Origin of the sequence: Protofrankia symbiont of Coriaria myrtifolia, from assembly GCF_900634755.1 — a bacterium.
GTDB classification, from domain to species: Bacteria; Actinomycetota; Actinomycetes; order Frankiales; family Frankiaceae; genus Protofrankia; species Protofrankia coriariae.
The window spans coordinates 1-19,244 of the sequence record NZ_CAAAFS010000196.1; the positions used below are offsets into that span (position 1 = coordinate 1).

General features: G+C 70.4%; 16 protein-coding genes, 1 pseudogene and 1 riboswitch. Of the genes and pseudogenes, 8 read left to right on the forward strand and 9 right to left on the reverse strand.

Annotation, left to right across the window (positions count from 1 at the left end; genetic code table 11):
- The 4 genes and pseudogenes from CM1CMNOD_RS11035 to CM1CMNOD_RS11050 form a co-directional block, all read left to right on the forward strand.
- A partial coding sequence (locus tag CM1CMNOD_RS11035) for a hypothetical protein (RefSeq protein ID WP_131773975.1) occupies positions 1-1,051 on the forward strand: 1,051 nt, incomplete at its 5' end.
- A gap of 6 nt (positions 1,052-1,057) precedes the next feature.
- The gene (locus CM1CMNOD_RS11040) at positions 1,058-1,924 is read left to right on the forward strand and encodes an ROK family protein (RefSeq protein ID WP_013873731.1); all 867 of its coding nucleotides are present in this window, start codon (positions 1,058-1,060) and stop codon (positions 1,922-1,924) included.
- A gap of 342 nt (positions 1,925-2,266) precedes the next feature.
- Entirely contained in the window at positions 2,267-2,575 is a 309-nt protein-coding gene (locus CM1CMNOD_RS11045) for a DUF1876 domain-containing protein (protein ID WP_013873732.1), read from the forward strand.
- 99 nt (positions 2,576-2,674) lie between these two features.
- Positions 2,675-3,546: pseudogene (locus CM1CMNOD_RS11050) on the forward strand (DUF72 domain-containing protein).
- 112 nt (positions 3,547-3,658) lie between these two features.
- On the opposite strand, the gene CM1CMNOD_RS11055 reads toward CM1CMNOD_RS11050, so the two are convergent.
- A complete protein-coding gene (locus tag CM1CMNOD_RS11055; RefSeq protein WP_013873734.1) occupies positions 3,659-4,519 on the reverse strand; it encodes a DUF4394 domain-containing protein in 861 nt (286 codons plus the stop codon).
- Positions 4,520-4,814: 295 nt separating this feature from the next.
- Complete coding sequence (locus CM1CMNOD_RS11060; RefSeq protein WP_013873735.1) at positions 4,815-5,159, reverse strand: metallopeptidase family protein; 345 nt, start codon at positions 5,157-5,159, stop codon at positions 4,815-4,817.
- 145 nt (positions 5,160-5,304) lie between these two features.
- Between CM1CMNOD_RS11060 and CM1CMNOD_RS11065 the strand changes: the two genes are divergently transcribed.
- The gene (locus tag CM1CMNOD_RS11065) at positions 5,305-6,267 is read left to right on the forward strand and encodes a S1C family serine protease (RefSeq protein WP_013873736.1); all 963 of its coding nucleotides are present in this window, start codon (positions 5,305-5,307) and stop codon (positions 6,265-6,267) included.
- Between the two features lie 137 nt (positions 6,268-6,404).
- On the opposite strand, the gene CM1CMNOD_RS11070 is transcribed toward CM1CMNOD_RS11065, so the two are convergent.
- The 7 genes from CM1CMNOD_RS11070 to CM1CMNOD_RS11100 all read right to left on the reverse strand — a co-directional run bounded on the left by CM1CMNOD_RS11070 (position 6,405) and on the right by CM1CMNOD_RS11100 (position 14,795).
- Positions 6,405-7,193, reverse strand: a complete 789-nt coding sequence (locus CM1CMNOD_RS11070) for a peptidoglycan-binding protein (protein ID WP_013873737.1) — start codon at positions 7,191-7,193, stop codon at positions 6,405-6,407.
- A gap of 393 nt (positions 7,194-7,586) precedes the next feature.
- On the reverse strand, positions 7,587-8,321 hold the full coding sequence (locus tag CM1CMNOD_RS23990) for a C40 family peptidase (RefSeq protein WP_347403393.1): 735 nt from the start codon (positions 8,319-8,321) through the stop codon (positions 7,587-7,589).
- Between the two features lie 3 nt (positions 8,322-8,324).
- Positions 8,325-8,487: riboswitch (cyclic di-AMP (ydaO/yuaA leader) on the reverse strand.
- Between the two features lie 511 nt (positions 8,488-8,998).
- Entirely contained in the window at positions 8,999-9,439 is a 441-nt protein-coding gene (locus CM1CMNOD_RS11080) for a cold-shock protein (RefSeq protein WP_013873740.1), read from the reverse strand.
- 313 nt (positions 9,440-9,752) lie between these two features.
- Entirely contained in the window at positions 9,753-11,855 is a 2,103-nt protein-coding gene (gene tkt / locus CM1CMNOD_RS11085) for a transketolase (RefSeq protein WP_431307084.1), read from the reverse strand.
- A 367-nt stretch (positions 11,856-12,222) separates the two neighbouring features.
- Positions 12,223-13,125 (reverse strand): SPFH domain-containing protein, encoded by a 903-nt coding sequence (locus CM1CMNOD_RS11090; RefSeq protein WP_013873742.1) that lies wholly within the window; start codon positions 13,123-13,125, stop codon positions 12,223-12,225.
- Positions 13,126-13,151: 26 nt separating this feature from the next.
- The gene (locus tag CM1CMNOD_RS11095) at positions 13,152-13,595 is read right to left on the reverse strand and encodes an NfeD family protein (RefSeq protein WP_013873743.1); all 444 of its coding nucleotides are present in this window, start codon (positions 13,593-13,595) and stop codon (positions 13,152-13,154) included.
- A 726-nt stretch (positions 13,596-14,321) separates the two neighbouring features.
- The gene (locus CM1CMNOD_RS11100) at positions 14,322-14,795 is read right to left on the reverse strand and encodes a hypothetical protein (protein ID WP_043603556.1); all 474 of its coding nucleotides are present in this window, start codon (positions 14,793-14,795) and stop codon (positions 14,322-14,324) included.
- Between the two features lie 272 nt (positions 14,796-15,067).
- Here CM1CMNOD_RS11100 and efeU point away from each other — a divergent pair, with 272 nt between their 5' ends.
- From efeU to CM1CMNOD_RS11115, 3 genes are all read left to right on the forward strand, one after another.
- Positions 15,068-17,209, forward strand: coding sequence for an iron uptake transporter permease EfeU (gene efeU / locus CM1CMNOD_RS11105; protein ID WP_013873745.1), 2,142 nt, complete (start codon positions 15,068-15,070; stop codon positions 17,207-17,209).
- A 70-nt stretch (positions 17,210-17,279) separates the two neighbouring features.
- Positions 17,280-18,653 (forward strand): iron uptake transporter deferrochelatase/peroxidase subunit, encoded by a 1,374-nt coding sequence (gene efeB / locus CM1CMNOD_RS11110; RefSeq protein WP_013873746.1) that lies wholly within the window; start codon positions 17,280-17,282, stop codon positions 18,651-18,653.
- A gap of 261 nt (positions 18,654-18,914) precedes the next feature.
- Positions 18,915-19,244 (forward strand): GNAT family N-acetyltransferase (locus tag CM1CMNOD_RS11115; protein ID WP_043606178.1); only part of this gene is annotated, 330 nt, incomplete at its 3' end.

Genomic DNA, 19,244 nt, shown 5'->3' on the forward strand with positions numbered 1-19,244 from the left:
CCTCATGGCGCAACGGCTCCCGGCCCTGCGCCACGGCCTGGACGAGTGGACGCTCCGGATGATCCACTGGCATTTCTCCGAGGCGACCGGCTCACCGTTCTGGCTGCGCCGCCGCGCCACCCTGCCGTTCGACCCGCTCCGCGACATCACCGGCTTCGACTCCCTCGCGCTGTTCGGGTTCTTCGACAAGAACGAACTACGCGCCGCCCGCCCCCGTGACCTCCTCCCGCGTGGCCTGCGCCACCGCCCCTTCCGGGTCTTCGAGACCGGCGGCACCACCGGAGAACCGTGCCGGGTCGTCAACGTCAGCAAGCTCGACGACGAGGTGACCCTCTACCGGGTGATGCTGGAGGTACGGGGTCTGGACGGCGGCGACATCGTCGCCATGACCCCCAGCGGACCCCACCAGTACGCCCACTTCGTCGAACGCCTCGCCGACCGGTGGTGCGGATCCGCCGCCTTCATCGACTTCGACCCCCGCTGGGTGAAGTCCGAGCTCCAGTCGAAGGGCAGTGCCGACAGCTACATCCAGCACCTGACCGCCCAGACCCGCACCCTCCTCGCCCGCCAGCGGCCCTCCCTTCTGTTCACCACCTCCAAGCTGCTGCTCGCCCTGGTCGGCGAGTTCGACGAACCTCTGGCCGCCCACGGCGTGAAGGCTGTGTGCACCGGCGGGACCTCCTGCTCCGCCGAGGAGATCCGCTTCCTGGAGGAGGAGTACCTCCAGGGCGTGCGCTGGATCGACACCTACGGAAACACCCTGGTGGGCCACGCCCTGATGCCCGAGGGGTCCCGCGTCTACCACCTCCCCCCGCCCCTGGCCGTCCAGCGGGTGGTGGACCCCGCCGATCCACTGCGGGAGGTCCCCGTGGGGGCGCGTGGCCGGGTGCTCACCACCACCCTGCTGGAGGACCTCTTCCTTCCCAACCTCCTGGAACGCGACACCGCCCGCCGCACCGGCCCGCATCCCTGGTTCCCCTGGGACGGTGTGACCGACGTCCGCCCCCTGTCCGAGGCGGACGGCGAGCCCGCCGTGGAAGGTGTCTACTGAACCCCGATGACAAGCCACCCCACCGTCGGCATCGACATCGGCGGCACCAAGCTCCTCATGCTCGCCCACCGGCCCGGTCATGACGAGCCCCTGACCGTCCGCGTCGCCACCGGCCCCGGCGCCACCCCCGGCGGCATCGGCACGGCCATCGAGAAGTTCCTCGCCGACCACGGCCTGGCCCCCGTCTCAGTGGGCATCGCCGTCCCCGGGCTGGTCGAGGACGGCCGGGTCGCTGTCTGCGACGTACTGCCCGCGCTCAACGGCTGGCCCGGCCCGGCCGGCCTCGCCGCCCCCCATCTGCTGGTCAACGACATCCGGGCCGCCCTGGCCGAGGAGGCCGCCGACATAGGTGACGCCCGGACCGCCGTGGTGATGCTCTCCGGCACCGCCGTCGGCTCCGCGTACCTCCACCAGGGTCGGGTGGTGCGGGGCGGCCGGGGCTGGGCCGGCGAGGTCGGCAGCATGCCGGTACCCACCCCGCGGGGCGTACGCCGGCTCGACGAACTGGCCGGCGGCGCCTCGATCGTCCAGGCCGCCGGTCTGCCCCCGGCCCAGGTGCGCGCGGCGCTCGCCGCCGGAAACCCCGCCATCCGGGGCGTCGTCGAGGCAGCCGGGGACGCCTTCGGGCTGGCCATGGCCACCCTGCTGAACATCCTCAATCCCGACGTCCTCCGGGTGGGTGGCGGCACTCTCAACTACCCCGGTTACTGGAACGCCGCCCTGGTCACCGCCCGTGCCCGCACCCTCCCCGAGCTCTGGGCCGCCTGCACCGTGGCCCGCATCCAGGTTCCGGACCTGGTGGTGGCCCGAGGCGCCGCCCGGCTGGCCGCAGCCTCAGCCGCGGGCGCCCCCTGGCCCGCCCAGTACCTCTAGCCCTGATCTTTCGCGCGCTTAGTGACAACCGGTACCGAACAACAACCGGTACCGGACACCCTCCGAGGAATGCACGGCTGACCAGGCAGTCCTCCTCATCCCGTACCGTTCGGGAGCGGCAGGCTGTTCCCCGCACGGGCCGCGCACGACTACTGCGATACTTCGACAGATCCTCTCTGGAGATCCGTGCCGGTTACGGATGCGTTCGCGGTGGCCGTCGAGCCGTGCCAGGCTAGGAGGAGCCAGGCTGAAAGGACCATGGCAACGCGGTCATGTTTTCCCGCGCTGCCAGAGATCCAGATCCCACTGGGGGCTGTCTGCTGGGAAAGGTGGCGACCGATCATGATCCACACCAAGAGGTGGACGGTCGACGTACTCCTGACCGAGGACGACGGGCACACCCGCGCGGAGGCGGCGCTGCGCCCGGGACCGCGTTCGGACTCCGAACGCGAGCTGCGGGGCGTCGGGCACGCGCGGCGGCACCCCGCCGACGCCGAGATTCCCAAGATCGGCGATGAGGTCGCGGCATCCCGCGCCCTGTCCGAGCTGGCCCACCTGCTACTCGACGTCGCGGCCGGCCACATCGAGGCTGTCACCCACCAGACGGCCCACCTGCGCATGCCACAGCACCATCAGGGTGTCCGTCCATGATGTCAGGGCGTTCGTCCTTCGTCCCTGATCCGTCCATGGCCGGTACCAGCGGACCCTGACCGTCGGGGCGGTCCTCGATCGCCCCCTCACGCTGGCCGTGTGCCGATGCTCGTCGGGACGTCCGGATGGCAGTACGCCGACTGGCGGGGGTGCTCTACCCGGCCGGGGTGCCGCGGCGTGCCTGGCTGCGGTACTACGCGGACCGGTTCGCGACGGTGGAGTGCAACAACGCCTTCTACCGACTGCCGGCACCCGAGGTCTTCGCGCGCTGGCGGGAGCAGACTCCACCCGACTTCATCATGGCGGTCAAGGCCAGCCGCTTCCTCACCCACGTCAGACGCCTTCGGGACCCGGCCGAGCCCGTCGAACGGTTCCTGGCGCACACCGCCGGTCTCGGCCACCGGCTCGGTCCCGTGCTGCTTCAACTGCCGCCGAACCTGCGCGCCGATCCCGTCCGTCTCGACGCGTGCCTGGGCTGCTTCCCGTCCGACGTCCGGGTGGCCGTGGAACCACGGCATCCGAGCTGGTGGACCGGTGAGGTCCACGGTGTGCTTCGCGCACACGACACGGCACTGTGCTGGGCGGACCGGGGCAGCCGGCCGGTCACACCGCTGTGGCGGCCCGCCGGCTGGGGCTACCTGCGCCTGCACGCTGGTCGTGCCCGCCCCGCCCCCCGGTACGGCCGCCAGGCCCTGAGCAGCTGGATCCGCCGGATCGCCGAGTGCTGGCCGGAGGGAGAGGCCTACGTCTACTTCAACAACGACCACGGCGGAGCCGCCGTCCACGACGCGGCCGAGTTCGCTCGGATGGCCGTCATGGCCGGCCTGCCCACCAGCCGTGTACCGGCGTCGCTGCCAGCGGTTCCGGTGACCGCCCCGGTGGACAGGACCCGCGGCCGGGGACACTTCGAAGATCAGATCGTCGCGCCAGTGCCGTCAACAGCGTTGACTACAGCGATCCACCGGGGATGACCAGGACGGACGGGCCTTTCCTGTCGGAAACGCGATGCGGCCCCCGGTCCGTGATCGACCGGGGGCCGCGAACGGGCCACGAACGGGGAAGAGCCGTGGACGGGAGCTGTCGTTACGGCTTCACGGCCAGGTCGGAGATCGCGGTTCCGGTCGGGAACTGCCCGATCAGATCGACGTGCCCGGTGATCAGGTTGACCGAGTACAGGCCGTACTGCCCGGCGACCGACAGCGTCGCGAACCCGGTGGCGTCGACGGCGCTGCCTCCGGAGACCGTGCTGTAGATGTCGAAACCGGCATTGAGAGCCGGGTCTACGCCGAGGGCGCCGACCGTGGCGAGGGTGCCGTTGTTCGGCGGCGACTGGATCACCAGCTGGTTGAGGTTGGTGTCGATGTCGTACAGCGTGGTACCGGTCGCCGGGTCGCTGTCGTTGTTGGTGTAGGCGATGGCGGTGACGCCGAGGGCGGACGACGGGGTGTCAGCATTCGTCACATGGGCGACGACGTCGTGGTGCAGGTTCTGGCTCGAGTCACTGACGACGCGCAGCAGGCCGTTGACGGGGTTGAAGTCAACGCCGAAAGAGGTGAAACCGGACGGTGGGCCACCCAGGTGGGACACGCCGGTGGCCACCCCGGTGGCCACCCCGGTGGTGGTGTTCAGCGTGTAGACACCGCCACCGTTGCCCACGCCGTAGAGCAGCCCGTCCTGGGGCCGGTAGTCGATCCCGATGAGCAGGGTGTCCTGGCCGATGAGCCCGGTGACGGGCACCCCCGATCCCGCGCGCTGCGGGGAGCGAACGGAGAACGGGACCAGCCTGCTGCCGTCGCTGGTCAGGCCGACCGCCTGCAGGTTGGACGGCCTGGAGCCCGCCCCGCCCGGGGCTGCGACGGCGGCCTGCCCGGACAGCAACGGCACGGCCCCCAGGCTGCCAGCCAGCACAGCGGTGGCGAACGCCGCTTTCAGCTTCCTACACACAGTTGCTCCTTTGTTCCTTGGCCAACTCATGCACCGGCAGCTCGCGCACTGGCGCGGCGCTGCGGGACACGTCGCCTCAACAGCGACGAGATGGCCGGGTAACGACTTTCCGTAGTTGACCGACCACGACATGAAGTAGACACGTAGAGCAACCATAAGTCAACTATCTGCCAACAAGGACACTACAAACAGTGACTTCGCCCGGAGCGGGACAACAGGAGCAGCAGCACACAGCGACATCGTGCACACAGCGGCACAATGGATGGCGTGGGCCGCGGTGACCGCCGGCGGGTTCCTACTCCCAGCCGAGCTCGGCGAGCCGCCCGTCGTCGATACCGAAGTGATGGGCCACCTCGTGGATGACGGTCACCCGCACCTGCTCGACGACCTGTTCCTCGGTGCGGCCCAGGTCGCAGATCGGCCACCGGTAGATCGTGATCCGGTCCGGCAGCACCCCGCTGTACCAGTCACCCCGCTGCGTCAGCGGCACGCCCTCGTAGAGCCCGAGCAGCCCCGGTGACGGCGGCTCGTCTTCGACGACGACCGCGATGTTGGACATCTGGCGGCCGAGCTGGGGCGGCAGGCTGTCCAGCGCCTCGGCCACCAGGTCCTCGAAGCGCTGCCTGGACACCTCGACCACGTCGGTGAACCTACATCCCGCCGCCGTCCCGCCGCCGGTCGCGGGGAACGAACAGGCCCAGGGAACCTCGGGAACACTCAGGGAACATTGGGCGTCATCCGCTGCTTCTAATGACGTAATTATGTAAGCAGGATGGGAGGCCAGGATGCAGGATCCGCTCGATGCCTACTCACAGGTCGTCACCCGAGTCGCCGCAACCGTCTCCCCCGCCGTCGCGAGCCTGCGGGTACTGACGCCGCGCGGCGAGGGAGCCGGATCCGCCGTGGTCTTCACCGACGACGGCTTCCTGCTCACCTCCGCCCACGTCGTCGACAGTGGATCGAGGCGCACGGGACGACAGGCCGGCCGCGGCGGCGCGGCGGGCCTGGCCGAGTTCGCCGACGGCACCCACAGCGAGGTGGACGTGATCGGCGCCGATCCGCTCTCCGACCTCGCGGTGCTGCGGGCCCGCGGCGGCACGCCGGCCCCGGCGACGCTCGGCGACGCCGCCACACTCTCCGTCGGTCAGCTCGTCGTCGCGGTGGGCAACCCGCTGGGCCTGACCGGCAGTGTCACCGCGGGGGTCGTCAGCGCGCTCGGGCGCTCCCTGCCCACCCGGGCCGGCGCCACCGTCCGCGTCATCGACGAAGTGATCCAGACGGACGCGGCGCTCAACCCGGGCAACTCCGGCGGCGCGCTGGTCACCGCCGACTGCCACGTCGTCGGGGTGAACACCGCCGTCGCCGGGATCGGGCTCGGGCTCGCCGTCCCGGTCAACACCACCACCCGTCACATCCTCGCCGCGCTCATGCGCGACGGCCGGGTACGGCGCGCCTACCTGGGGGTCGCCAGCACCCGGGCACCGCTGCCGCCGCACCTGGCCGAGCGGTTCGGTCGGCGGCACGGCGTGCGGCTGGCCGAGGTCGTCGTGAGCAGCCCGGCCGGTCGTGCCGGCCTGTTCGCCGACGATCTGGTGCTCTCCGTCGCCGGGCAGCCGGTCGCCACCCCGGGGGACCTGCAACGGCTGATGACCGAGGACACCATCGGCCGCCCGCTCGAACTGACCGTGTGGCGGCGCGGCGCGCTCGTCGACGTCATCGTCGTCCCGCAGGAACTGGCGCTGACCTGACGGCCGTTGTCCAGCGGTACGCACCGTCCGCGGCGGCCCCGGCCTGGTGGGCCAGGGCCGGGGCCGCCCGCGGACGGTGGCGCCCCGGGCACCCGAGGGAGGGGGAGGTACCCAGGGCCGTCAGTAGCACCCAGCTGTCAGCCGCATGGGAACAGCTGGGCGTAGGTGCGGGCGCCGACTATTCCGTCGGCCACGAGGCCGTGCTGCCGCTGGTAATCCTTCACCACCCTGGTGGTCCGCGGACCGAATATTCCGTCGACCGCGAGAGAGTATCCGAGATCGGTCAGCCGCTGCTGTACCCTGGCCACCTCGGTACGCGGTTTACTGCCGTTTCTCACGGTCGCCGCGGACGATGGGACCGAACAGTTCCGGCTGGTGTAGCTGATCCCGCTGACGGCCGGGACAGGGGTGCTCGACCGTGTTGTCGACGCGCTCGCCGGGCTGGCTTTCACCGCCGCCGCGGCGGTGTTTCCCCGCGTCAGATAACGATGGTAGGAACCATTGGTGTAGGCGCTCCAGGCACGCACGCCCTGGCTGTCGCACACCTTCTTCGCAGCCCACGCGTTGGTGGCCGGGTCGTAGAGGTTCCTGCCCGCCAGCCAGCTCGCGTGGACCCGCGCGTTGATCTGCCAGAGCCCGCGGGAGTCCTCACCGCGCGCGTTACGCGCCTTGGCGTTGCCACCGGACTCCGCGAGCGCCACCGCCACCCAGGTGCCCAGCGGCACCCCTCGGCAGCTGGGCAGCCCCGCGTTCGCGGCGACGCGGGCGATGGTCGTGTCGGTGACGACGGCGGACCCGGACGTCCCGGCCGCGCTGGCCGGAGCCGCGGTCAGCATCATTCCAGCCGTCGTCCCGATGAGCCCGACGGTGCCCGCTAATGCGGCGCCGTTGCACCGACCGGGTTTTCTGTGCCTTCCCCTGGCCATAATCAGACTCTCACCTAAAATATCGTCGAAAGGATCGCCCGTTGCCGGAAATGCCGGCACAGTACTCTCTAGGGCCGGCTCGAGAACTATATTTCCCGAGTTCTCTACCAGCCGCTGGGAAAACGTCATTCGGGTCGCCGAACAGGCCGTTCACCACATTGCTTCAGGAGGCTCCGGTGTCGCCCCCAGAGCGCCAAAAAGGCAATTCAATGCGTTTCTACAGGCGTTTTTTGAACACCCGGAACGGGAGCCAAAAGAATCCGACGGTGTTCCGAGAAAATCTGTCCGGCAACAACCGGGAGAAATTTTCGTGGCGTCCACCCGTGGTTTCCCGCGCTGTCCGCCCGGGGCTCCTGGACACCCCGTGGCCGCCAGCCCGGCCCGGGCGGTCGGTCACCTGATACGGCCGACCAGATAGTTACTGGTGTAGACCTTCTGGAGCCGGACCACGGCCCCGGTGTGCGGGGAGGCCCACATCATCCCGTTCCCGGCGTAGACACCCACATGGTGGATGCCTCCCGGCCGGCCGAAGAAAATGAGGTCACCGGGCTGCCGGGCGTTCTTCGACAGCTTCTGGGAGGCGTTGTACTGCGCGTTGGCTGTCCGCGGGACGCTGCGGCCAAGCTGCTTGTAGATGTACCGGACGAGGCCGGAGCAGTCGAACGCCCGCGGCCCCTCGGCACCCCACACGTACGGCTTGCCGGCCTGCTTCGACGCCAGATAGACGAGCTTCGCCCCGAAGCCGCTGGCGGAGGACGTCGAGAAACTCACCGGTTGCGCCGCCAGCGTGCCCGTGCCCGTGGTGGCGGCCGGGGTGATCGTAAAGGCGGCTGACCGGGCAGCGTTCGTGCTGGTCGCGGTGGTCGTACTGGTCGTGGCGGCGTCGGTCCGGCCCGTCCCGCCCGTGTCCAGGCCCCGGTCGTTCGCCAGGGCCGGCGAGGCCAGCCCGGAGAGGGCGACAGTGCCGGTGGCCGCGGCGGCGACCGCGGTACGCGCCGATATCCGGCCGAGGGTGGAGCGGGTCGTGGGCGCGCGATGACGACCGCGCCTGGGGCCGGGATTGGAATTGGAATTGGAATTGGAACGATGTACGGCAGCCGGACCTGAATTCACCTGATGTGCAGGCAACGCTGATCCTTCCCATACGCCTGCGAGGTTAGCTGTCGGGTTCGGGCCGGGAAGCCCGGTCGACGCGCGGATACACGCGGCCGACTTCACCCCAAGGACGGCCACCGTGGTGGCGACGTCCGGCGGAAAGGTGGGTCCCCCGCTTCTGTCCTGGCGATCGCTAGTCGGAAGACACCGGACCGTGGACAGAACTCGGCGTGCGGTCCGGTGCCGTTGAGAACCCGGCCAACGTAGCGAACTACTTTCGGTAGTCGCAAGCGGCGGTTTTCTCGGCATGTCGACGTACAGCACTCACTGTGCGTATCATTTACGCGTGCTGTCTCAGGATGACCGCCGAGACGGTACAAGCTGGCCACAGCGTGACGGCGCTACACACCGCTTCCACGGATAACCGGTGCGTATCGTGCAACAGTCAACGCGGACCGGCAGCAACATTTTTTCCGCTGTTGTGTTTCTGTGTTTCGCAGCCGGGCAGGCGGATCGCCCGCAGGTAGGCGAATCGACCAGCCGGAGCAACGTCACAGATCCGGCCGTGCGCATGGTGTGGTCAGTGGTACGGCCAGCGCAGCGTGGCCAGCCGTGTGGCCGGCGCAGCGTCCGGGCAGCAACGACGCGCCCGGGCACCGGCGCGGGTCGACAGATTCCGGGCCGGGCCGGTAGGGGCCTGAGCGGGCCGGTTATTGGGACTCGACCCAGCCACGCGCCTGCGCGAGGCTGGTCAGCCGCTGCCGTATCTGGCTTATCTGGCCGCCGGTCAGGGTCGGCACCGACTCGATGAGCGTCTCGGTCAGCAGGTGTCGGAACTCCCCGACGGTGAGGACGTCGCACATGTCGTCGTCATCGGCGTCCGAACGCCCGTTGGCCATGCTCGGGGAAGCCAGGGGACTCGCTGGCGCCGGACGGGCCTGGGCCCGACGGGCCAGGCGGACGACCGACGCCTTCGGGCCCCTGTCGCTTTCCTCCGCCTCGAACTCCACCAGCGTTCCGGGCTGGAACAGATGCTTCTCATCTTGAAGATCGTTTGCGTGCATGAAAATATCGTCGCCGCCAGCGTCAGGCGCTATGAAACCGTAGCCACGAACCCCGTCGAAACGCAGAATCCTACCGGTACCCACCACGTCTGCCCCTGTACAACCTCTGTGCCAACCAGCTCTGTACCCAGTCACCTGCACACCAGACGAACCTGTGCACAACCAAACCCCAGGACCGCTCGCACGACCATGGGGCCTGTTCACCGTCTCAGGTGCGCACAGCCAGGTCAAGCCGACACCCGGAGCGCAAAACAACCGACAACAACCGACAACGATCGGCAGGGAACGATCGCGGAAACACCGGAACGGGCCGTCGGCCGACCGGCTCCCGCGGACTCCCCCGGGAACCAGCCGGCCGTCGACATCGTGACCGAAATCTTCGGATCCGGATCCTCGCGGTCTACGCCGGGTCACCAACAGCGCTGACGGCGGCCAGGCTCTGCCTGGCGGCACTGACCACCGCCTGCGGGGTGAAACCGAACTTGGTCTGCAACGCCCGCAGCGGGGCGGACGCGCCGAAGGTCCGCATACCGATGATCACCCCGTCCGGGCCGGCGTACCGTTCCCAGCCGAGCGTGGCCGCCTGCTCGACCACGACCCGCGCGCGGACCGCCGGTGGGAGCACCTGGTCGCGGTACTGCGCGGGCTGCCGCTCGAACAGCTCCCAGGACGGCAGGCTGACCACCCGGGCGCGCACCCCCTGCGCGGTCAGCTCCTCGTGGGCGGCCAGGGCCAGGTGCACCTCGCTGCCGGTACCGATCAGGATCACCTCGGGATCGCCGTCGGCGGGGTCGACCAGCACGTAGCCGCCGCGGGCGAGCCCGGCGGCGTCGGCGTAGCGGGCCCGGTCCAGCGTCGGCAGCGCCTGCCGGCTCAGGACGAGCGCGGCCGGCTCCTGCCGCAGGCCCATGACCACCCGCCACGCCTGCACGACCTCGCCCGCGTCACAGGGACGGATCACCAGCAGGCCGGGGACGGCCCGCAGCGAGGCGAGCTGCTCGATCGGCTGGTGCGTCGGCCCGTCCTCCCCGACCCCGATGGAGTCATGGGTGAACACGTGGATGACCGGCAGCTCCATCAGCGCGGACAGCCGCAGGGCACCGCGGGCAAAGTCGGAGAAGATCAGAAAGGTCGACCACAGCGGCCGCAGCCCGGACAGGGACAGCCCGTTGGCCACCGCGGCCGACGCGTGCTCGCGGACGCCAAGGTGCAGGTTGCGCCCGCCCGGGCTGGCGGCCTGGAAGTCCCCAGCGCCGTCGACGGTCAGCCGGGTCTTCGTCGACGGGGCAAGATCGGCGGAGCCGCCGACCAGCCAGGGCACCCGGGCGGCGACGGCGTTGAGGACCTTCCCGGAGGAGTCCCGGGTGGCCAGGCCCCTGCCGTCGGCGGGGAAGACGGGGATGTTGGCGTCCCAGCCGTCGGGCAGCTGCCCACGCCAGATCAGGTCGAGCTGGCCGGCAAGATCGGGATATGCCTCCCGGTAGCGGTCGAGCAGGGCCAGCCAGCTGTCCCGCTCGGCCCGGCCCCGCTTCCCGACACCGGCGGCGAAGTGCTCGTACACCCCGTCGGGGACAAGGAAGTGCGCGTCCGGCGGCCAGTTGTAGAACCGCTTCGTCGCCCGGATCTCCTCCTCCCCCAGCGGCTCCCCGTGCGCGGCGGCGGTGCCCTGCTTGGTCGGGGCGCCGAAGGCGATCTGGCTGTCGACGATGACCAGGGTCGGGCGGTGCGGTTCACGGCGGAACGTCTCGAAGGCGCGGCCCAGGGCCGTGCGGTCGTTGGCGTCGCCGACCCGGGTGACGTTCCAGCCGTAGGCGATGAACCGGGTGGCCACGTCCTCGGTGAACGCCAGGTCGGTGCCGCCCTCGATACTGATGTGGTTGTTGTCGTAGATCCAGCACAGGTTGGCCAGCCGCAGGTGGCCGGCCAGCGACGCCGCCTCGGCCGCGACCCCCTCCATCAGGTCGCCGTCGCCGCACAGCGCGTACACGTCGTGGTCGAACACGTCGAAGCCGGGCCGGTTGAACCGCGCCGCCAGCCAGCGTCCGGCGATGGCCATGCCCACCGCCGTCGCCGCGCCCGTGCCCAGCGGTCCGGTGGTCGCCTCCACCCCCGACGTCCAGCGGTACTCCGGGTGGCCGGGGCACCTCCCGTCCAGCTGGCGGAACCGTCTGATGTCGTCGAGGGTGACCGCTGGCCCCCCGAGGGTCTCGTAGGTGGGGTCGACCGCCCGGACGCCGGCCAGGTGCAGCGTCGCGTACAGCAACGTCGACGCGTGCCCCGCCGACAGCACGAACCGGTCCCGGTTCGGCCAGGCGGGATCGTCGGGGTCGAAGCGCAGGAACTCCTGCCACAGCGTGTAGATCACCGGTGCCATGGCCATCGGGGTACCCGGGTGCCCGGAGGCCGCGGCCTGCACCGCGTCCATACACAGGGTGCGGATCGTCGCGACGCACAGATCGTCCGTGTCGGTGATGGTCGGCTGCTCGGTGGGCGTCATGTACATCCCTTTGTCGACATAGGACGCCCACAACGTCCGTCGCAGGCGCTTGCGGGTCCACACGTACCGGTCCGGTAGCCGCGCCGGGCCGCGACGCGGTTTGGCCGCCCCCGCTGTCGGCTCCCGGACCGGGCGAGCCGACCATCTGCCGCGGCCGGGAACCGCATCCGCGATCAGCTCGGCAACCTAGATCGTATCCAGCGGTGACAGATCTCTGGCGGACGTCGGGGCCGTACGGGCGCCGCTGTGGCCCCGCTCCCAGTTTCCGCCCCCGACATGTCAGGAGAACGCAGCAGCCAGCGGCGTCACTATGGTGACCGTACGTGCATACTGGCGTCGGCGTGGACGGAGCGGGGAAAAGAGACGAAAGCTGTCAGCGGGCCTGCCCGCCATCCGTCCGGTCCGGTCCGTCGGTGCGGCCGCCGAACGCGGCGAGGCCCCCGAACGCCCTGGTCAGCTCGCTGGGAACGATCCACACCTTGTTCGCCTCACCTTCGGCGATGCGCGGCAGGGTCTGCAGGTACTGATAGGCGAGCAGCTTCTGGTCGGCGTTGCCGGCGTGGATCGCCCGGAACACCGTGGTGATGGCCTCGGCCTCGCCCTGCGCGGCGAGGATCTTCGCCTGCCGTTCGCCCTCGGCCCGCAGGATCGCGGCCTGTTTCTCGCCCTCGGCCCGCAGGATCTCGCTCTGCTTGACGCCCTCCGCCGACAGGATCGCCGCCCGGCGGTCCCGCTCGGCTCGCATCTGCTTCTCCATCGAGTCCTGGATCGACGGCGGCGGCTCGATGGCCTTGAGCTCCACCCGGTTGACCCGGATGCCCCACCTGCCGGTCGCCTCGTCGAGCACACCGCGCAGCCTGGTGTTGATCTCGTCGCGGGAGGTCAGGGTCTGCTCCAGGTTCAGGCTGCCGATCACGTTGCGCAGCGTCGTGACAGTGAGCTGCTCGATCGCGCTGATGACGTCGGCGATCTCGTAGGTGGACGCGCGCGGGTCGGTGACCTGGAAGTAGATCACCGTGTCGATACCCACGACGAGGTTGTCCTCGGTGATCACCGGGCGCGGCGGGAAGGTCACCACCTGCTCCCGCAGGTCGACGCGTTCACGGATCCGGTCCACAACGGGGATGACGAGGGCCAGGCCCGGGGTGAGGGTCCGGTGGTATCGGCCCAGCCGCTCGACCACGACCGCCCGGGCCTGCGGAACAACCCGCACCGCCCGGCTGAGAAAAACCAGCAGCACCAGCAGAATGACCGCGGTGGCGATCAGCCCGGCCATCGACGCCTCCCCGGTCCCAAGGCCCGCTACAGCTGCGCGGGGTGAACGATGGCTGTGGCGCCGTCGATGCGCAGCACGCGCACGCTCGTGCCCGGTTCAAGAACCTGACCGTCGATCGTCGCGCGGGCCGACCATATCTCACCGCGAATCCTGACCCGCCCGTCACCGTCACCGTTAACGGGCTCAAGGACGACACCCGTCACACCGATCAGCGCGTCGGTGCCGGTCGCGGTGGCCGGTGCCTGGTGCAGGTGCCGGCGCGCGACCGGCCGCAGCCCGAGCAACAGCACCACGGAGGTGGCGGCGAACGCGACAAGCTGGACGGACAGCGGGCCGCCGACCCCGGCGACCGCGCCTGCCACCAGGGCCGCGAGCGCGGTCATCCCGAGAATGAGGGCAAGGGTAAGCATCTCGCCCACGCCAAGAACGCCGGCGATCACCAACCACCACAGCCACGGCTGCATGACCATCATGCTATCCGCGGAATCCCCCCGGATGTGCGGGCCGACGTGCACGGATACACGAATTTCCGCGCGCCCGCGGCGCCTGGTCCGGTCGCCACCGGCCTCCGGCCCGGCGCACAGCCACCCGTTGGACCACAACCACACTGTTGGACCACAACCACCTGCTGTTGGCCACCTGCTCGTCCCAGGGCAGCCGTTCGTCCGTTCGTCCGAGAGCGTCGTCCAGGAACGCGCGGCGCAATGTTCGTCCAGGAGCGGCGCAATGTATGTCCAGGAGCGACACAATGCATTACGGCGCCCATGTAGATCATGCTCTTTGCCGGAACCAGCGGTTCTCCGCCAGGGCCGGCGGCCCGCCGCCGGAACCGGCCCCGCGGCGGCTCGCACCGACGACGAGCGACAGCTGGCGGACCGATGACAGACGTCGGATCAGATATTGGATCAGACAGATGACGGATCACGCTGTGTGCGACGAGAAACCGTCGGGACGATACGGTGACTTCCACGAAGCGGTGACTTCCACGAACATCGCCGTGTCCATGCCTTTCTCACCGCGACGGGGAACCGTCCATGTCCGGTCAGGATGTCGGCGCGCCCGAGGGTGCGCCGCTGGTCCCTGTCCAGCCCCTGCGGGCGTCCGACCCATCGACACCAGCGGCCGATACTGCGGAATACGGGTGTCGTCCGCCACCGCCTGACCGGACTCGGCTGACCGGCTCCGGGGCCGGCTGGCTACCCGCCCAGGCCGCCGGAGACGGTGCCCGACGCGCGCGAGAGCGCGTCCGCCGCCTGTGACAGCGCGCTGTAGGAAAGGTCTGCGGCGGCGCCGTATATGTCCTGGGGGCTGCTCGTCCCGGCACCACCGGCATCCGCCCCGGCGGCGCCGCCCTGCCCGGCACCGAAACCGGCGGGACCGGTGTCCGCGACGGTGCCGGCCGTTGAGTTGCCACGGGAGCCGGCCGCGACCGAGATGGTGTTCGAGGCACCGGAGAGAGCGCCGACGGACAGACCCACGGCAGCCTGGAAGAGCTGGCTGACGCTCGTGTCGACGCTGGTCGCGCCGCCGCTGTCAGCGCTGGTGTCGGCGCTGGTCCGGGCATCGGCGGGGAAGGAGATGGACGCGCTGGCCGGAGCCGCACCGAGGAGCGTGGCGAGCGCTCCGGTAGCGGTGAGGACGCCGGCGCGGCGCAGGGCTCTGGCGTTCATGCTTGCCCCCAGCAGGTATCCGTAGTGTCGATCTATCTCCTGCAAGGTAGCCCCCCGGCACAGGCCGAAGGGCCCGTCGGCCCCCACTGTGGTAACGATCTCTGCCGCCCTGGCGCGGGCATTGGCCGCGGACGCCGGAAATCCGTTTCGTGTCCACCCGCTCACCAGGAGTACAGATATGTAATTAAGTGAACCTAACTTTTACTTCTGGTACCTTTCCCTGGACCCTTTCGCCGAACGGTGATCACAGGACGATGACGGAGGCTGCGGACATGTGGACGAACTTTGTCCCGAACCTGCTCATCGGGTTGCGTGAGGGTTTCGAGGCGAGCCTGATCGTTTCGATTCTGGTCGCCACGCTCGTGCGCGCCGACCAGCGCACCCGCCTCCCCCAGGTCTGGATGGGAGTGCTCGCCGCCGTCGCCCTCTCGGCGAGCTTCGGCGCGGTCCTCACCTTCGCGGCCACCTCGATGTCGACCGCGGCCCAGGAGGCGTTCAGCGGTGTGCTGAGCCTGATCGCGGTCGGTTTCGTCACCGTGATGGTCTTCTGGATGCGGCGGTCGGCACGGACGCTGTCCGGTGAGATCAGCGGCCGGGTCATCGCCGCGCTGGCGATCGGCCCTGGCGCGCTGGTCCTCACCGCGTTCCTGGCGGTCGCCCGGGAGGGCCTGGAGACCTCCCTGTTCGTCTGGACGACCGCCCGGGGCGCGGACGAGTCGGTCGGCCCGCTCGTCGGCGCCAACGCCGGGATCGCGCTGGCCGCCGCCGCCTGCTTCGCCGTGTACCGTCAGACGCTGCGGATCAACCTGACAAGGTTCTTCAGGATCACCGGTATCGGGCTGATCGTGATCGCGGCCGGCGTCACCGGGTACGGGCTGGCCGACCTCCAGGAAAGCGGTCTCCTACCGGGCGGGGCGACCACGGCGTTCGACCTGACCGCCACCATCGACCCGAGCTCCTGGTACACCAGGCTCACCGAGGGTATTTTCAACATCACCCCGCGGATGACCGTGCTCCAGGTCGTCGGCTACCTCGCCTACCTGCTGCTGGTGCTGCCGCTCTTCCTGCGGGGCGCCGGCAGCACCGCGCCGGCCGCCACACCGGCTGAACCGACCACACCAGCAGAGCCGGCCGTGACCGCCGAACCGGTGGCGGCCGTCGAACCGGCCGCAGTGGTCGCGACCGGTTCGACGGCAGCGGCGGACCCGGCGACGCCGGCGGGCGGCGGGCGGCGGTGGGTGCCGCGCGCGGTGCCCCGCTGGGCGCTCCCGGTGGCCGTCGTCGCGGTGCCGGCCATCACCGCCGGTGCCACGATCCTCGCGCTCGGCCCGTCCGACGACGCCCACGCGACGACGATCGAAGCGACCGCCAGCTCCTGCGCCGAGGGCTGGCAGGCGCCGCGCCCCGGCCGGCAGACCTTCACCGTCCACAACGGCGGTGGCCGTGGTCTGGAGGTCCGCCTGATCGACCCGGTGAGCGGGGCGATCCACGCCGAGATCGAACTGCTCGCGCCGGGCACCAGCCGGCCGTTGTCGGCGACCGTCGGCGGCGGCACCTACGCCTGGCAGTGCCTGCCCGGCAACGACCCGCCCATCGTCTCGGCGAGCCAGCGGGTGACCGGCCCGAGCGCCGGCGGCCAGGCGATCATCCCGGTGACGGACGAGGCCCTGGCCGAGCCGCTGGACGCCTATCGGGCGTTCGTCACCGCCGGCCTGGTCACCCTGCAACGCGACACCGACACGTTGCGCGCGGACGTGGCGGCCGGTGACCTCGACGCGGCCCGCCGCGACTGGCTCACCGCCCATCTCGACTACGAACGCCTCGGCGCCGCGTACGGCACGTTCGGCGACTTCGACGCCGCGATCAACGGAGGGCCCGACGGCCTGCCCGGCGGTGTCACCGACGAGGGCTTCACCGGTTTCCACCGTATCGAGTACGGGCTGTGGCACGGCGAGAGCGCGGCGGCGCTCTCGCCGCTGGCGGCCCAGCTCGCCGATGACGTCACCGAACTGGGCAGGGCGTTCCCGACCCAGGAGCTCGATCCCAACGACCTGGCCCTGCGCACCCACGAGATCCTCGAGAACACCCTGCAGTTCCAGCTCACCGGCACCGCCGATCAGGGCAGCGGCAGCACCTTGGCCACCGCGAGCGCGAACGCCGAGGGCACCCGCGAACTCCTGAAGATCATCTCTCCGCTGCTGGCCACCCGGGCGCCGGACACGCTGGCGGCGGCCGACCGGCGGCTGGACGCCTTCGCGACACTGCTGCGCCGGACCGCCAGCCCGGCGGGGACCTGGATCGCCCCACAGGCTCTCCCCCTCGCCGACCGGCAGCGGCTCAACGGCAGCCTCGGGGGGCTGCTGGAGACCCTCGCGCCCATCCCCGACGTCCTGGAGATCAGAAACGCCGGATGAGCCGGACGAGCCCAGCCAGCCTCTCCCACCGCGACCGCGACACCTCCTCCAAACCCCCGGAGCAGCGCCGATGACCGAAACGCCCGCGTCGCCCGAGCCGCCCACGGCTGCTCCCTCGCCGAGGGCCGCCGAGACGGCCGCGCCCTCGCCGCCGCACCGGCAGCAGGCGGAACACCACCTCCCGGTGGCCGCCCGGCGCCGCGGCGGGCCGTTCGGCGCCGGGCTCGGGCGCAGATCCTTCCTGGCCGGGGCGTTGACCGCCGGTGCCGCGGTGGGCGTCAGCGGCACCGCGCTCGCGACCACCGCCGGTGACGACCAGGACGGTACCCGCGACAGGAATCCGAACCAGACGGTCGACTTCCACGGGACCCACCAGGCCGGCATCCTCACGCCGGCGCCGGCGGCGGCGATGTTCGCCTCCTTCGACGTGATCGCCACATACCGCGCCGGGCTGACCGAACTGTTCACGACAATCACCGAACGCGCACGCTTCCTGACCGCGGGCGGCGTCCCGGTCGACCTCGGGACGACCGCCCCGCCGTCCGACAGCGGCATCGTCGGGCCGGTGGTGCCCCCGGACGCGCTGACCGTCACCGTCGGGGTGGGCGCCTCCCTCTTCGACGACCGGTTCGGCCTGGCCGACCGCAGGCCTCGGCGGCTGACCCCGATGCGCACCTTCCCCAACGACGCGCTGGACCCGGCGCACTGTCACGGCGACCTCAGCCTGCAACTGTGCGCGCACAACCGCGACACGGTCCTGCACGCGCTGCGGGACATCGCCCGTCACACCCGCGGCGGCATGCAGCTGCGCTGGCGCGTCGACGGCTTCCAGAACCCGCCCCGGCCGTCGGGAACCCAGCGCAACCTGCTCGGCTTCAAGGACGGCACCGCCAACCCGGACGCCACCTCCGCCGCGGAGATGGACCGGCTGGTCTGGGTGCGCGGCGGCGGCGAGCCCGCCTGGACCGAGGGCGGCTCCTACCAGGTCATCCGTGTCATCCGCATGCTGGTGGAGTTCTGGGACCGGGTCTCGCTCAACGAGCAGGAGATGATGATCGGCCGGCGCCGGGACACCGGAGCCCCGCTGGACGGCACCGTGGAGGCCGACACCCCGGACTACACCCGCGATCCCGAGGGCGGCATCATCCCGCTCGACGCGCACATCCGACTGTCCAACCCGCGCACGCCGGCCACGGACAGCTCCCGCATCCTGCGCCGCGGCTACAACTACGACCGGGGCATCGACAGCAACGGCAACCTGGACATGGGCCTGCTCTTCTGCTGCTACCAGCAGGACATCGCCCGGCAGTTCGAGACGACCCAGACCCGGCTCATCGACGAGCCGCTGGTCGACTACATCAGCCCCACCGGCGGCGGCTACTTCTTCGTCATGCCGGGTGTCCGCGGCTCCACCGACCACCTCGGCCGCACCCTGCTCGCCTGACCTCCCCGCCCGAACCCGACGCATCGAGCCCGCGGCCGGCGGCTGGGCCGCACCCCGACCGCACCGGCTCACCGACATCGAGTGGGCTGCCCGCAGGGCACTGCCCCTCCCCCAAAAACGATCAGTGACCTCGGTCCCGACATGCCGGCGGGACCGCCGTGTCGGCATCCGCCAGGCGTTCCGCAGCCTCACGTGCTCGGTCGTCTGCCCGTGGAAACTCCACGGATCTCCTTACAACCAAGTCTAACTACGATTCGGGGCATGGAGACGCTGTCGCTGGCCGACGGAGCCGTTCTTCGCCCGGCACGGCCGGGCGATGTCGGGGGCATCCTCGACTGTGTCAGAGGGCTGGCCCGCTACGAGCGGGAGCCCGACGCGGTGCGAACGACGATCGACGACCTGCACGCGGCGCTGTTCGGCCCGGCGCCGGCGGTGTTCGCCCACGTCGTCGAACGGGACGGCGAGATCGTCGGCATCGCGGTCTGGTTCCTGAACTACTCCACCTGGACCGGACGGCACGGTATCTACCTGGAGGACCTGTTCGTCCGCGAGGACCAGCGCGGCCGGGGCTACGGCCGCGCGCTGGTGACT

Coding starts and splice junctions, on each gene's coding strand:
- CM1CMNOD_RS11040 (WP_013873731.1), top strand. CDS start 1,058: ATGACAAGCCACCCCACCGTCGGCATCGACATCGGCGGCACCAAGCTC.
- CM1CMNOD_RS11045 (WP_013873732.1), top strand. CDS start 2,267: ATGATCCACACCAAGAGGTGGACGGTCGACGTACTCCTGACCGAGGAC.
- CM1CMNOD_RS11065 (WP_013873736.1), top strand. CDS start 5,305: ATGCAGGATCCGCTCGATGCCTACTCACAGGTCGTCACCCGAGTCGCC.
- CM1CMNOD_RS11070 (WP_013873737.1), bottom strand. CDS start 7,193: ATGGCCAGGGGAAGGCACAGAAAACCCGGTCGGTGCAACGGCGCCGCA.
- tkt (WP_431307084.1), bottom strand. CDS start 11,855: ATGTACATGACGCCCACCGAGCAGCCGACCATCACCGACACGGACGAT.
- CM1CMNOD_RS11090 (WP_013873742.1), bottom strand. CDS start 13,125: ATGGCCGGGCTGATCGCCACCGCGGTCATTCTGCTGGTGCTGCTGGTT.
- CM1CMNOD_RS11095 (WP_013873743.1), bottom strand. CDS start 13,595: ATGGTCATGCAGCCGTGGCTGTGGTGGTTGGTGATCGCCGGCGTTCTT.
- CM1CMNOD_RS11100 (WP_043603556.1), bottom strand. CDS start 14,795: ATGAACGCCAGAGCCCTGCGCCGCGCCGGCGTCCTCACCGCTACCGGA.
- efeU (WP_013873745.1), top strand. CDS start 15,068: ATGTGGACGAACTTTGTCCCGAACCTGCTCATCGGGTTGCGTGAGGGT.
- efeB (WP_013873746.1), top strand. CDS start 17,280: ATGACCGAAACGCCCGCGTCGCCCGAGCCGCCCACGGCTGCTCCCTCG.